General features: G+C 65.0%; 15 protein-coding genes. All 15 read right to left on the bottom strand.

Annotated elements, in window-relative coordinates; genetic code table 11:
- Nucleotides 1–13: 13 nt before the first annotated feature.
- The gene (locus AL755_RS10060) at nt 14–2,044 is read right to left on the bottom strand and encodes an outer membrane protein assembly factor BamB family protein (protein ID WP_054010886.1); all 2,031 of its coding nucleotides are present in this window, start codon (nt 2,042–2,044) and stop codon (nt 14–16) included.
- 46 nt (nt 2,045–2,090) lie between these two features.
- Nucleotides 2,091–3,110, bottom strand: a complete 1,020-nt coding sequence (locus tag AL755_RS10055; RefSeq protein WP_054010885.1) for a hydroxyacid dehydrogenase — start codon at nt 3,108–3,110, stop codon at nt 2,091–2,093.
- Entirely contained in the window at nt 3,107–4,033 is a 927-nt protein-coding gene (locus AL755_RS10050; protein WP_054010884.1) for a carbohydrate ABC transporter permease, read from the bottom strand. The genes AL755_RS10055 and AL755_RS10050 overlap by 4 nt, the downstream gene beginning before the upstream one ends.
- Nucleotides 4,030–4,959, bottom strand: coding sequence for a carbohydrate ABC transporter permease (locus AL755_RS10045; RefSeq protein ID WP_054010883.1), 930 nt, complete (start codon nt 4,957–4,959; stop codon nt 4,030–4,032). Before AL755_RS10045 ends, AL755_RS10050 begins: the two co-directional genes overlap by 4 nt.
- Before the next feature lie 52 nt (nt 4,960–5,011).
- Nucleotides 5,012–6,316: an ABC transporter substrate-binding protein gene (locus AL755_RS10040; RefSeq protein WP_054010882.1), complete on the bottom strand. Its 1,305-nt coding sequence runs from the start codon at nt 6,314–6,316 to the stop codon at nt 5,012–5,014.
- 139 nt (nt 6,317–6,455) lie between these two features.
- Entirely contained in the window at nt 6,456–7,547 is a 1,092-nt protein-coding gene (locus AL755_RS10035; protein ID WP_054010881.1) for a substrate-binding domain-containing protein, read from the bottom strand.
- A 156-nt stretch (nt 7,548–7,703) separates the two neighbouring features.
- The gene (locus tag AL755_RS23490) at nt 7,704–8,300 is read right to left on the bottom strand and encodes a hypothetical protein (RefSeq protein WP_054010880.1); all 597 of its coding nucleotides are present in this window, start codon (nt 8,298–8,300) and stop codon (nt 7,704–7,706) included.
- 36 nt (nt 8,301–8,336) lie between these two features.
- Nucleotides 8,337–8,783, bottom strand: coding sequence for a hypothetical protein (locus tag AL755_RS23710; protein ID WP_202813553.1), 447 nt, complete (start codon nt 8,781–8,783; stop codon nt 8,337–8,339).
- 51 nt (nt 8,784–8,834) lie between these two features.
- Nucleotides 8,835–9,551, bottom strand: a complete 717-nt coding sequence (locus AL755_RS10020; protein WP_054010879.1) for a class F sortase — start codon at nt 9,549–9,551, stop codon at nt 8,835–8,837.
- Nucleotides 9,552–9,568: 17 nt separating this feature from the next.
- Complete coding sequence (locus AL755_RS10015; protein WP_054010878.1) at nt 9,569–10,360, bottom strand: LPXTG cell wall anchor domain-containing protein; 792 nt, start codon at nt 10,358–10,360, stop codon at nt 9,569–9,571.
- A gap of 157 nt (nt 10,361–10,517) precedes the next feature.
- Nucleotides 10,518–11,096, bottom strand: a complete 579-nt coding sequence (locus AL755_RS10010) for a dihydrofolate reductase family protein (RefSeq protein ID WP_082369068.1) — start codon at nt 11,094–11,096, stop codon at nt 10,518–10,520.
- A gap of 207 nt (nt 11,097–11,303) precedes the next feature.
- On the bottom strand, nt 11,304–11,801 hold the full coding sequence (locus tag AL755_RS10005) for an SRPBCC family protein (RefSeq protein WP_054010876.1): 498 nt from the start codon (nt 11,799–11,801) through the stop codon (nt 11,304–11,306).
- The gene (locus tag AL755_RS10000; protein ID WP_202813552.1) at nt 11,788–12,132 is read right to left on the bottom strand and encodes an ArsR/SmtB family transcription factor; all 345 of its coding nucleotides are present in this window, start codon (nt 12,130–12,132) and stop codon (nt 11,788–11,790) included. The genes AL755_RS10005 and AL755_RS10000 overlap by 14 nt, the downstream gene beginning before the upstream one ends.
- Before the next feature lie 76 nt (nt 12,133–12,208).
- Entirely contained in the window at nt 12,209–12,484 is a 276-nt protein-coding gene (locus AL755_RS09995) for a hypothetical protein (protein WP_054010875.1), read from the bottom strand.
- Complete coding sequence (locus AL755_RS09990) at nt 12,468–12,833, bottom strand: YciI family protein (protein WP_160318884.1); 366 nt, start codon at nt 12,831–12,833, stop codon at nt 12,468–12,470. Before AL755_RS09990 ends, AL755_RS09995 begins: the two co-directional genes overlap by 17 nt.
- Between the last annotated feature and the right edge of the window lie 22 nt (nt 12,834–12,855).

Below are 12,855 nucleotides of genomic sequence, written 5' to 3'. Positions count from 1 at the left end.
GGGTGGTTCGGGCTTATTTTCGGTGCTTTTTGGGCCGCTGGTCCGGCCGGCAATCGTCGATTTGGACGAGGTTGGGTCCGCGGAGCGTGTAGAGCAGTCCGGTCTCGTCGGAGGCGATGTGCGGGCCGCTGTACCAGCCGCCGTTGATGCCGGCGACCACCACCGAGACGGTGAAGCAGTGCGGGTCAATCCGGAAGACGGTGGTGTCCGAGACGCCGTAGACCACGCCGCGGCTGACGGTCAGGGCCGCGAAGTCGGTGCAAACGCCGGTCATGGGTGCGGTGTGGACCACCTTGCGGGTCTGCAGGTCGATCACGAACAGGCCCGCCGACTTCCGCGACAGGCCGTAGAGGAACCTGCCTTCGATGGCCAGTGCGGCCACGCCCTGGCTTTGTCCCGGGTCCAGGCGCCACAGTTCCTTCCCGGCCACCGGATCCCAGGCAACGATGGTGCTCCGGGGTCCCGTGGCGTAGATGTTGTCGCCGCCGAGGTACGCCACACCGTCCCGGCTTGCAACGGCGCGCACCATCTGGACCGAGTCGATCGGGTTGACTGCCGTGGAGGCCTTGCCCGTGGCGGGGTCGTAGAAGGTGATGGATCCACCGCCGGCCGTGTCGTTTTGGGCGGCGACCAGCACCAGCCGGTTCACGGGGTCCCAGCACACGTCGAGCGGACGGTTTTGCCCCGTGGGCAGGGGCGCCAGCTGGTGCGGCGGCTGGCCCGTGGCGGGGTCGTAACCCCAAATGCCGAGGGAGTTGTACTGGCCCGTGTAGAGGACCCCGTCAACGACGACGGCGTCCTTCTGTTCACCCGAGGCGGGCAGGTTGGTCACGGCTCCCGTGGACAGCTGGTGCCGTGCGATGGTCGCCGTGCCGCCGGCATAGACCACGCCGCCGCCGACCGCGATGCCCATGCCCAGCTGGGGTCCGGCCGGTGCCCCGGCCGCGGTCAGGTCGAACATGGTCGATACGTGCGCCACCGGATCGACCTCGGCGACCAGGCCGTTTGCCGAGACCGCCTCCAGCTTGCCGTTGTAGATGTCCAGGCCCCAGATCGATCCCAGGTCCTCGGTCTGCACCTGGGCGATCTTCTTCGTCGTCGTGTTGAACGAGAACACGTTGGGGTCCTTCGTGAAGTAGATCAAATTGCCGCTCTGCCGGAACGAGACGCCGGTCTTGGGGATGAGCGTGTATTTCGAGGGGTCGGCCAGGTTTACCAGGGCGGACTTCCCTGGCCCCTTGACGCCAACGCCGAGCTGGCCGTCAAGGACGGAGAGTGCGGTCACGGACACTGCCGCGGCCAACTCGGTGGGCAGGATCTTTGTCGACGTCTTGGTGGTCCGGTCAAACGCGAACAGCTGTGCCGGGCTTGCCCCGTTGCCGCCGCCGAGCACGCTGCCGGTGCCGAAATAGACGGTGCTGTCGGTGGCGGCCACGGCTTGGGCGATCGTGGCGCCGGGGTCCGGGACGCCCCAGTTGTTGACGGCGCCGGTTGCGGGGTCGTATTCCCAGAGCGACGGCGGGATTGCGGTGTCCCCGCCGCCGGCCACGTACACCCTGCCGTCGGGGGCCACGGCCAGGGCGCGGATGTCCCGGTCCCCCGTTACCGCGACTCCGATGGCGGGCTGGCCGGGGGTGCTCAGGTCCCAGCGGAACAGGTTCGGCTTCCCGTCGATGGTGTCGCGCAGGACGCCGGCATACAGGTACCGACCCGTGGAGTCGGCGGCGAGGGCCTGGATGCTGTAGCCGGAACCAAGGTCGGTGCGTGAGCTGACGGTGCGGGTTGGCAGGTGGAAGCCGATCACGCGCGGCGGGTTCAGGTTGCGGGAGCCGATGTAGACGGTGTCGCCCACCAGCAGTCCGCTCATGAGCGAAAACTGCACGACGGCGGGTCCCAGGTCAACGATCTGCGGCCCGGCGGAATGGTGTGCGTGGGGCGTTGCGGCGTCGGCCTGCGTTGCCGAAAAGGCGGCCAGGGCGAGGGCAAGCCCGCCCGCGCCTCCGGTCTGGAGCAGCTGGCGGCGGTTCATCACAAAGTTGGACATGAAATTCTCCTCATTGAGTATTTGTCTCGATTGTTGCGGTTGGGAACTAGGCGGTGATTTGCAGTTCGTTGGCCCGGAGGGGGAACCGCAACGGCTCCCCGCGGGCCAGCCGGTGGGCCTCCTGGACGGTGCTGGCGGCCATGCGCTCCAGCTCGGTGCCCAGTGAGCCGGCCATGTGTGGGGTCAGCAGCACGTTGGGGTTCGTGTAGAACCCGGATTCCGGGGGCAGCACCCAGGGCGTGGTGACGTCGAGGACAGCGAACAGGTCCCCCTGGTCCAGGCGGCGCAACAGTGCTTCCTGGTCCACGAGTTCGCCCCGGGAGGTGTTGATGAACGTGGCGCCGGGCCGGAAACGGGAAATCAGCCCGGCGTCGATGAGGTTCCTGGTGGATGGCAGCGAGGGGGCGTTCAGCGACACCACGTCGCTGCTTCCCACGAGTTCCTCGAGGGGCACCACGGTGACCCCGAGCTCCGCGGCGTCCGCCGCGTTGAGGTAGGGATCGGATACCACCACCTCGACGTCGTAGGACCGCAGCAAACGGATCACGTGCCGGCCGATCCTGGATGCCCCGACGATGCCCACACGCTTGCGATAATTGCCCATGTCCGGGAAGGCGTCCTCCGCTTCGATGGCTGACCTCGAGGTGTGCAGCATGCGTGCCACCTGCAGGATGCGTTTGTTGGCCAACAAGATCATGGCGACGGTGTATTCGGCCACGGGGATGGCGTTGGCGTCTGCGGCGGTGCTGACCTGGATGCCACGGTCCCAGCAAGCCTCCCCCACGTGGTTTTTCACGCTGCCCGCCGAGTGCAGGATGTACCGCAGCCGGGGTGCGGATGCCAGGACGTCCGCGCCGATCCGTGCGCAGCCCCACCCGGTGATGAGGACGTCCGCCTGCCCAAGTACGGCATGCGCCCGCGTGCTGCCGAATTCGTCAAGCGGTTCGCGGCTGAGCAGCCGGACCTTGGACTCCAGGGTGTCCAGCAGCCGGGGCGGGAACAGCCTGTTTGCCGTTGCCGCGGGCATCGCCAGGGCCACGTTCAGCGCCGATGCGTTCCCGGTCATTTCACGCTCCCCGCCGTCAGCCCGGATTTCCAGAAGCGTTGCAGCATGATGAACGCCGCCAGCAGGGGAAGGATGGAAAGCAGGGAGCCGGTGATGACCATGGGGGCAAAGTCCGGTTGCGGAACGGCGTAGCCCTGCCAGATGGAGATTCCCACGCTGACCGGAAGCAGCTGCTGGTTTTGGAGCATCACCAGAGGCAGCATGAAGTTGTTCCACACCCCGATGAATTGGAACAGCGCGATCGTGACGTAGCCGGGGAGCATCATGGGCAGGCCCAGCGAGAAGAAGGACCTGATGGGTCCGGCACCGTCCATCCGCGCCGCCTCCAGGGTCTCGTTGGGCACATAGGATGCGGCGTAGACGCGTGCAAGGTAGACGCCGAAGGGATTGCACAGGACCGGGATCAGGATGGCCCAGATGGTGTTTGTCATGCCCACCAGCGAGGCCAGCAGGTACATCGGGAGCACGGTTGCGGTGTTGGGGATCAGGACCCCCACCAGCACGAATCCGAAGAGGGAGTCCTTGCCGCGAAACTCGAATTTGTCGAAGGCGTACCCGGCCATCACCGAGATCAGGCCGCCGAGGACCGCCCCGACGCCGGCGTAAAGGACAGAGTTGCCCATCCAGCGGAAGAACACTCCGCCGTCCTGGCCGGCCACGGCCGCAATGTTCTCAAAGAGGGCAAAGTGGCCCAGCGAGTAGGCGCTGGTGCCGTAGAGGTCAGCAGTGTTCTTGGTGGAGGCGAAGAGCAGCCACACCACGGGCACCACCATGTAGGCGGAGCCGATGATCAGCAGCCCGTTGACGGTGAACTTGCCGGCAAGGCTGCCCTGGCGTGCAGTGCGATTTCCGCGCGGCGCGCGCTTCGCCGTCGTTCCTTCATCCGCATGGCTGCGCGGGCGGGTCAGGGTTTGTGTGCTCATGCTTTGTTCATCCTCGAGCTGAATCGGGTGACGACGAGGGACAGGACCGCCGCCAGGGCGGCAATGATGATCGATGCCGCCGCGGCCTGGTTGAGGTTGTGCCTGACGAAGGCGGCGTCATAGGCCCACATGTTGGGCACCCAGGTGCTGGTGATGGATGCGGTGGCCTTGCCGATGATGGAGGGTTCCGTGAAGAGTTGCAGGGTGCCGATGATGGTGAACAGCATGATCACGCTGAGCGCCGGCAGTACCAACGGGAACTTGATGTTCAGCGCCATCCTGATTTCCCCTGCCCCGTCCACGCGGGCCGCCTCCAGGACTTCCCGTGGAACTGCCTGCAACGCCGTGAACAAGATGATGACGTTGTAGCCCGTCCATTCCCAGATGCCGATGTTGACGATCGAGGGCAGCACCATGTGGGCGTCCAGGAAATTGATTTGGATGCCGCCTCCGGCCAGTGCCTGCACCAGCGGGCTGATCCCGGGGGTGTAAAGGTAGGCCCAGATCAGGGCGGCGATGACGCCGGGCACCGCATGGGGCAGGAAAAGGAGCAATTGGAAGAGTTTACGCATCCGGGCGGCGGTGGCATCCAGAAGCAGCGCAAGGACCACGGCTCCACCCACCATGCCGGGAATGTAGATCAGGCAGTACAGGGCGAGCCGGGCGAGTCCGCTGACGAATGACTCGGAGGCAAGGACCTGCAGGTAGTTGTCCAGTCCAACAAAGGCGTTCCTGGCTTCACCGAAACCTAGGCCGGACTTTTGCTGTGCGAAAAGGCTGAGGCCGATCGAGTAGATCACCGGAGCCACCATGGCTACGGCAAAGACTGCAAAGAAGGGGACCAGGAAGAGTGCTGCGCTCTTGCCGCCCGTACCGGAGGCAACGCGCCGGCGGCGGGGAGTTCTTGTGTGGGCCGAGGTGGCCATGGGTGTTCTCCTAACTGTCCCGGCCTGCCCAAGGGCAGGCCGGGACTCCTTGCTACTTGACGGACAAGCCGGTCTGCTTGAGTCCGGACACCGTGGCGCTCTGGGCCGAGTCGACGGCGGCCTGGACGGTGCCGCCGGTGCCGAGGTTGCCGTAGCCGTCCATGAGGGCCGTGTTGCTCAGGCCCCAGTTGGGGCCCCACTGCCAGCCCGGCGTGACGGTTGCGTAGGCCTGGTTGAATACCGCGTAAATGTCGTTTCCGAAGTAGCTGGCGTCGAAGGCCTTCTGCGCCACGGCGGTCAGTCCCGGATAGGCGAGGAATGCGGATCCGGTGTTTCCACGGGCCGTGACGGCTTCCGGGTTGGTGGTGAGGTATTCGATGAACTTGGCTGCGGCGGCAGGGTTTTTGCTGCTCTTGGTGACGTTGAAGCTGGATCCGCCGTAGAAGGCGCCTGCCGGGGTGCCCCAGTTGGGCAGTTGGGCGGCAATCCACTTACCCTTTTGCCCGCTTGCCTCGGTGCGCTTTTGAATTCCGGTGGCGCTCCAGTTGGCGCCAATGACGCCGGCCACGGTGCCCTTGGCCAGGTCGATGCTCCACTCGTCGCTGAAGGCCTGCTGGACCTTGACGATCTTCTCGTCGATCAGCTTTTGCCAATATTGGGCCACCTTCTTGGTGGCGGCGTCGTTGATTCCCACCTGCCAGCTGTCCCCGGAGGTGCCAAACCATTTGGCGCCTGCCTGCCAGGCCAGACCGGCCGTGGCCGTCGCCTGGTTGGGGTTGAAGCTGGCCAGGTACGCGCCCGGATCCACGGCCTTGAGCTTGCGCCCGGCCGCTTCAAAGTCCTGCCAGGTCTTCGGAACCCCGACGCCGGCCTTGGCCAGCAGGTCCTTGCGGTAGTACATGACCATGGGAGCAGCATCGTAGGGCAGGCCGTAGGTCTTGCCGTTGAACTGGACCATGCCCTTGATTTCGGCGGCGAGCTTGTCCACAGTGGTGGCCGGTTCGATCAACCCGTCCAACGGTTGCACCTGGCCGTTGCTGACGAACTGCGGCAGCTGCGGGTATTCGATCGTGGAGACGTCGGGGCCGTTCCCGGCCGTAATTGCGGTGGACAACTTGGCGTAGCCGCCGTTGTCGCCATTGGGAATCGTCTCGAAGTTGACCTTGATCTTGGTCTGGCTGGCGTTGAAAGCCTCGGCCACCTTGTCCATTCCGGCCAGGGACGACCAGAAGGTGATGGTGCCCGCGGGCTCCCCCGTGGGGGCTGCGGCCGGCGTGGCGCCGGTTCCGCAAGCTGCCAGCAGCAGGGCGCCGGCAGCCAGTCCGGCTGTTCCGATGAGTAGTTTGCGACGCTTCATGGTTCTCCCTTGAAATCCACGGTGGTGACGGTGGGATGTGGCCGGTGCCACATGATGTATTTCAAGGAAACACGCTAACTTGAACAAGAACAACGAAATGAACAGAGTTGAACATTCGCGGTGGCCGGCTGTCCGGCGATTAACTGGCGGACGACTCCCGGACCACGAGCGAGGGTGCCAGGCTGACCCGCTGCAAGGCCGTGGGAACGCCCCGGCGGGAACCGATCCGGTCCAGGCACATGCGCAGCGCCTGGTTCCCCACGTCAAATTTCGGCGGGGCCACGGCACTTAGGGGCACCGACCCCAGGGAGGCAATTTCGTCGTCGTACGCCACGATCGCAAGGTCCCCCGGCACGTTCAGTTTCCGCGCCAGGCACGAGTCGGCGAACATGAGGGCGTCCTCGTCGTTGTGGATGATCAGGGCGGTCACATCTGTTCCCGCCAGCCAGTCCAGGATCGTCTCGAGCTGCGCCCGCAGCACCTCCGGATCATTGGGCGCCGACATGATGGCCCGCACCAGGGACGGATCGTGGCCAATGCCTGCCTTGTGCAGGGCGATCCTGTAACCCTCGGCCAAGGGTGTCGCGGTGGGGCTGCTGTCCCGGGCAAACAGCGCGATCCGTTGATGACCCAGGGCGAGCAGGTGGTTGACCGCGATTTCTGCGCCGCGCACGTGGTCGCTGCGCACCGATTCCAAGGCGCCGGGGTCAAGGACGTCCTCGATGGATCGTTCGACGACGACGATCGGCACCTGCGCGGCCGCGAGCAGGTCGAGCGTGGGCGTGCCGGCCAGGGATTCCCGGCTTGGCGTGACCAGGAGTCCGTCGATGCCGCTGGCCAGCAGTCGCCGGATCTGGAGGCCCTCCTCCGGCGCGGAGTATTTCGAGACACCAAGCACAAGCCGAACCCCGAGGTCCTGTGCCGCGGCTTCGGCGCCGCGGATGATGCCGGGGAAATAGTAGGAGGCCGACGGTACCACCATGCCGATCGTGGCCAGCGCGGCACGGCTCGTCCGACCGGAGCGGCCACCGCGTCCCCCACCGGGTTGCGGGCCCACCGGGACGGCGCCGCCGTGGACGCGGTTGAGCAAGCCTTCGTTTTCAAGCGTCGCCAGGTCCCGCCGCACGGTCATGCCGGAGATGCCAAACCTGGCGGCAAACTCCGTGACGGTCAGGGAGTCCTTCAACGCCAGTTCCTTCAGGATCAGGCCGTGTCTTTCCTTGGACAACATGCGTGCAACGCCCCCAGTTATGTTCAATATTGTTCATACGTCTCAACTTGAACTACAACGCACTTGGCTCGGGAAGTCAAGGGGCATCGGCTTTCATGGCGCACATCCCAGGGAGCGACGTGCGTCGCGTTCGGTCCTGAATCCGAAGGTCGGAGGCTAGTGTTCGGACCAGCAGGCCAGGATGGTGGTGGCCATCTGGTAGGCGAAGTCCGCTCTTGACACCTTGTTCTTGCCCACGGTGGGCGTCATCGTGGTGGCGTCCACGTGCAGGGTCATGTTGTCCTTGGCGAAGACAACGGAACCGTCGGCCGACTGGTAGCCGGGAAGTCCAAGGTTGGAGAGTCCCTTGATCGGCGCTGCGTTCAACGATCCGGCGAGCGTTTTGGCTGCTGCCGTAGCCGCGGCGTCACCCGTCGCGACCTTCACCGACATCGTGAAGGGGCCGTCGGCGAGTTTGTAACTGCAAGAGTAGGTGGTGCCATCCCATGACGGTGTTGTTGCCGGGGATGCTGCCAGGCCGAGGATCTTCGTGACGCTGTCCTTGGCCTCGTCGGAACACACCATGGCGGCGGCAGCGGGCGCAACCCCCACGGTCGGGTTGGCGGCGGCCGGCGCGGTCGCCGCACTTGAGGGCGCAGCGGCCTGGCTCGCCGCCGGCTGTGCGGGGATGGGTGTTGCGGCCTCGGCCGAACAGCCGGCCAGCAATACAAGGCCCAGGGCCAGACCCGCGAGGGTCGAGTGTTGCGTTTTCATTGCTTCAACTTCCTGTCCATGACGGTGCGTGTTTCCCTAGCGAACCGTCAACGTGCCATGCATGCCGGCTTTGCCGTCGCTGTGGAACGGATAGTTGCCGGCTGTTCCGGGGGCCTTGAAGGTGACCATCGCCCCGGCCGGCACCTTGACGGCGAAACTGCCGTCGTCGGCCGTGACCGTATAGGCGGCGTCGTCCATGTTCATGACGGTCACCATTGACCCCGCTGCCACGGGGGCGGCGTCCCGGTAGGCGCCGGATTCAATGTGAATCATCCCGGCCATGCCGTCCGCCGCCATCGTCATGGCCGGCATGGGTGTGGCGGCGGCGGGTGTGGAGGCAACCGGCTTGGAGCCCGATGTCGTGGAGGCCCCGCAGCCGGCCAGGCACAGCACGGCTGAGAGTGCGGCGGCCGCAATGAGCGTCCCCAATTTGTTCGTGCCGAACTTGTTGGTGCCAAATTTGGTCGTGCCGGGCTTGTTCATGATGCTTCACTCCAATACATGGGCGTCCGGACGGTCCGGCGGCGCCGGGTCCTAGGACTTGTGGCTGGAGACCAGGTGGCCGTAGACAACCGTATTCTCGGTGTACTCGCCGGAGGCGGGGTCGAAGCCCCCGCAGGTGATGAGCCGGATTTCGGCCCTGTCGGTATTCCCATAGACGGCCAGCGTGGGAAACGTTGCCTTTTTGACCAGTGCCAGTTTGTCGACCACGAAGACGGCAACCGTGCCGTCGGCCCTACCGACCGAGAACTGCTGGCCCGGCTTCATCTCGTGGAGCCGGAAGAACAGCCCCTCGGGTGAGGCGAGGTTGTTGACGTGACCGAGGATCACGGCGGGGCCGAGCTGGCCCGGCGTCGGCGAGTATTTGTACCAGCCACCCGGGTCCCCCGGCTCGCCACCAGGCACATCCATGGTGCCGTCCGCCGCCTGGCCCAACGGAACGAGCGAGGTGTCGATGCCCACCTGGGGGACTTTCAGGCTGACCGGCACGGAGGCGGACAAAATGGGTCCCACCGTGGCAGCCTTGGCGGGCTTGGCCGGTGTGGCGGGTGGTTTGGCCGGAGTCGGGGTTGCCGACGGCGTTGGCGTGGGTGCCGCCGTCGTCGTAAAAGTGGATGCCGATGGCGGTGCCGCCACGGCGGGGACATTGTTCGGGGCGCAGGCCGTGACGCCCAGGGAAAGGCTTGCAAGCAGGACGCCGGCCGCCGCGGAAGCGGCTAGGCGCCCGCGGCGGCTGGTGTACTTTTTCATGTTTACTTAGGCCGCTTTCAGTTCGAGGCGGTCTTCTTGCGGCGCATGACCACCACGGCACCGGCGGCGATCACCAGTGCTCCACCGCCCGCAATGAGTGCCATCTCAGGGGTGGTGCCGGTGGACTGGGCCACCGGCTGGGTCAGGCCCGTGCCGGGGGCTCCGCCGGGCATCGCCGCCATCTGGGAGACGGCGAGGGTGCCACACAGGGCCGGCGACGTGGCGGCAAGCGGCAGGCTGGGAACCAGGTCGCTCTTTTCCTTTTGCGCCGCGGCCGGCAAGGTTGCCGGATCCAGGCCGTGAACGACCACGACGCCGGTGCCGGCCTTGATGGATGCGATGGTTTCAGCGTTCATCGTGAAGGTGCGCTGATAGGTGTAGGAGGCCCCCATGCCGGCTACTTTCAGGTCCAGGGCGGCCTTGTCACTGGTGTCGCCACTGGTTGAAAGGGTGGTGCCGATCTTGCCGTACGACGGTCCACCCTCGGTGGTGCTGATGACTCCGTCCTTGTTGGTGTCGGCGGCGATCGTGGGACACACGCCCTTCGCGTCGATGTGAATGTGCTGCACGTGCGGGTAGGCGGCACCGTTGAAGGTGGCTGCCAGCCCGCTGACGTTTTCGGTGACCGTTGCCTGGTCCCCGGTCAGGGAGATCATGACGGTTCCGGTGGCGTTGCTGCCGTTGAGGGCACCAAGGTTCGCCTGGTAGCTCGTGGTTCCGTTGTCGGCGGCCATGGCTCCCGCTCCGGAAAACGACAGTGCGGCCAACGCCAATGCGGGCGCAATCAGGAAAGCAGATTTCTTATACATAAGAGATTTCTCCTCATCTAGGTGACACCTCTTCTTCGAGGGCGTCAGCTGTGATTCGGAGCACGGATGGCCATGGATTGGAAAGAAGTTAAACTTTCGAAATATTCTTCACCGGATGAAGGCCGGGTCTGCCTTTCCGCCGCCACCGCGGTTCTCGTCACCGGTGGGCGGTTGGCCGGTAGATGAGCTCCTGGATGCTGCCGTCAAGTGTCCGGGCCTCGAGCAATTCAAGATCGAAGTCCTCGGCGCCGTGAAAGATCGGGTTCTCCCCCGTCTGTCCGGTGATCACGGGAAAAAGCGTCACCTGGACGCGGTCCACCAGCCCGGCCGCCATGAGCGCACGGTTCATCGACAGGCTGCCGTGTGAGCGCAGCGGTACGTCGGATTCGGCTTTGAGCCGGGCGACGACGTCGACCGCGTCACCACTCACGAGGGTCGCATCGGGCCAGTCGAGCGGGGCCGTCAGCGTCGTCGACACCACGGTTGCCGGCAGGTTCAACAGCTTGGTCACCCACGGGTCGCCTACGGTGGGCTCCTGGTCAATCATGGCGAGCAACTGGGTGAATGCGCGGTAGGTGTTGGCCCCGAGGACCATCCGCTGCTCGGTGCTGTACGTGGCGAGGCGGCGATCGAGCAGTTCGGGGCCCTGCTTGCCCCAATAGCCGCCCCAGTCGCCACGGGCAGTGCCGAAGCCGTCGAGGCTGGAAAAGACGTCGAAGGTGTAGATGGCGGTCATGGGTTTCTCCTTCGGTACGGGTTGGTCAGCTGTGGCGTTCAATCACGGGACCGGTGACACCTGGCCGGCTCAGCCGTTCCACGAACGCCACTCCCCCATCCGACACCCAAGCCCCGGCTCCTTTCAAGGGGTGGCGGGCGGAAGCCGTGTTTTCGTGAACGGGACTGAACGGGTCATTCGGTCCCGTCGCCGGCTGGGGTTCGCCCGTCAGGCAGCTCGGACCTGGTCCAGAAGTGCCGCCACCTTGTCCAGGGATTGGTGCATTCCCGCGTAGGAGAACACCGACATCAGGCTCCGGGTCCACCCCTTTTCGGTGATGGTGAGTTCCGTCAAACCATTGACATCCCTGAACTCCACGATGGTGTAGACGTTTTGCGAGAACCCTTCCGGCAGGGCCTCCTCCGGCAGCAGCACCCCTTCGGCATCGGTCAGGTTTTGGGTGAACTCAAGGCGTTCCATCGGGGCGATCTTCGCATAGCTGCCGCCCGTGTAGCTCACCAGGCCGCCCTGCTCAGCCGGCGCCTGCATGGCGAACAAGTAGGCGCCTCCTTCGCGAAGGTCGATCCGGGCCGACGGGGAGGTGTAGTCCTCGGGACCCCACCACTGCGTCACGGCAGCCGGGTCGGTCCAGAGGTTCCACAGCGTCTGAACGGGTGCGTTGAGGATCCGCGTAATCGTGATGTCTCGGGTCTCATTGGTGGTCATCGTCCGGTCCTTTGTCGAGTCGTTGAATCAGCGCTTCCATCGCGTCAAGGCGGGAATTCCATCGACGGGTCCGCAGGTGCAGCCACCGTTCGGTTTCATCCATGGCCAGGGTGTTGAGTTGGTAGATGCGCTTCTGTCCCTGCTTCGTGACCGTCACCAGGCCCGCTTCTCGCAGCACTTTCAGGTGCTGCGAGATCGCCGACGCACTGCTGCTGAAAACCCCGCTGATGTCGCTGGCGGATAGCTCGCCCCGCTGGGCGAGCAGGTCCACAATGGTCAACCTGGTTGGGTCGGCAAGTGCGGAAAAGACGATTGCCTGGCTCTTGGTCACTTCTTCAAACTACAGCAACCACTTAATTAAGTAAAGACTAAAATAAGATGAAAACCGACCATCCTCTCCTGCGCGTTCACCGGCCATAAAAGTACATCCGGCAGGCCTCAAGGTCCCGCCGATTCATCTCCTCGCCCTGTTGGCGGCGCCACAGGATGGCGGCGACGGTTCGCTCCCGCCTCAGTTCGACGGCGACATGGCGGCGCGCGGCCCCGGCACTGCCCCAATCCGCCAGCCACGTGCCAACGGCCACTGCGAGGCCGGCAATCCCGGCATCGCCGCCCCGCATCGGCGCCGTGGCCGCAAGAGCGTGGGCCGGGACCTTGTTCCCGGACTCATTCGTGATGCTCATGGGAATCCTCGGGGCCCACCCTGCGGACGTCGATGGGAGAGAACTCCGCCTCGACAAACCGTGCGGCGATGGCAGTTGCCCGGGTCATGCCCTCGCAGTCGAGCATGTAGTAGCCGCCCGCGATCTCCTTGCCCTCGGTGAACGGACCGTCGGTGACCAGGGGGGCGCCGCCCCGTGTGCGGACAACCTTTGAGCCGTCCACACCCAACACATTGGTCTCGATCAATTCCCCTGACGCCGTGAGTTCGGTGATGGCATCGTGGTGCGCCTGTTGGAGCCTGGTCATGTCCTCCTGCGTCAGTGCGTCCCAGGACGGCTGGTTGACGTGGATCAGCAGCATGTATTTCATGGTTGTTCCCTCGTATCGATGT

It is taken from the genome of Arthrobacter sp. ERGS1:01, from assembly GCF_001281315.1.
In the GTDB taxonomy this organism is placed as follows: Bacteria; Actinomycetota; Actinomycetes; order Actinomycetales; family Micrococcaceae; genus Specibacter.
The sequence above is the reverse complement of the archived record's forward strand: the minus strand, read 5'-3'. Positions and strand labels throughout refer to the sequence as shown.

Coding starts and splice junctions, on each gene's coding strand:
- AL755_RS10060 (WP_054010886.1), bottom strand. CDS start 2,044: ATGTCCAACTTTGTGATGAACCGCCGCCAGCTGCTCCAGACCGGAGGC.
- AL755_RS10055 (WP_054010885.1), bottom strand. CDS start 3,110: ATGACCGGGAACGCATCGGCGCTGAACGTGGCCCTGGCGATGCCCGCG.
- AL755_RS10050 (WP_054010884.1), bottom strand. CDS start 4,033: ATGAGCACACAAACCCTGACCCGCCCGCGCAGCCATGCGGATGAAGGA.
- AL755_RS10045 (WP_054010883.1), bottom strand. CDS start 4,959: ATGGCCACCTCGGCCCACACAAGAACTCCCCGCCGCCGGCGCGTTGCC.
- AL755_RS10040 (WP_054010882.1), bottom strand. CDS start 6,316: ATGAAGCGTCGCAAACTACTCATCGGAACAGCCGGACTGGCTGCCGGC.
- AL755_RS10035 (WP_054010881.1), bottom strand. CDS start 7,547: ATGTTGTCCAAGGAAAGACACGGCCTGATCCTGAAGGAACTGGCGTTG.
- AL755_RS23490 (WP_054010880.1), bottom strand. CDS start 8,300: ATGAAAACGCAACACTCGACCCTCGCGGGTCTGGCCCTGGGCCTTGTA.
- AL755_RS23710 (WP_202813553.1), bottom strand. CDS start 8,783: ATGAACAAGCCCGGCACGACCAAATTTGGCACCAACAAGTTCGGCACG.
- AL755_RS10020 (WP_054010879.1), bottom strand. CDS start 9,551: ATGAAAAAGTACACCAGCCGCCGCGGGCGCCTAGCCGCTTCCGCGGCG.
- AL755_RS10015 (WP_054010878.1), bottom strand. CDS start 10,360: ATGTATAAGAAATCTGCTTTCCTGATTGCGCCCGCATTGGCGTTGGCC.
- AL755_RS10010 (WP_082369068.1), bottom strand. CDS start 11,096: ATGACCGCCATCTACACCTTCGACGTCTTTTCCAGCCTCGACGGCTTC.
- AL755_RS10005 (WP_054010876.1), bottom strand. CDS start 11,801: ATGACCACCAATGAGACCCGAGACATCACGATTACGCGGATCCTCAAC.
- AL755_RS09995 (WP_054010875.1), bottom strand. CDS start 12,484: ATGAGCATCACGAATGAGTCCGGGAACAAGGTCCCGGCCCACGCTCTT.
- AL755_RS09990 (WP_160318884.1), bottom strand. CDS start 12,833: ATGAAATACATGCTGCTGATCCACGTCAACCAGCCGTCCTGGGACGCA.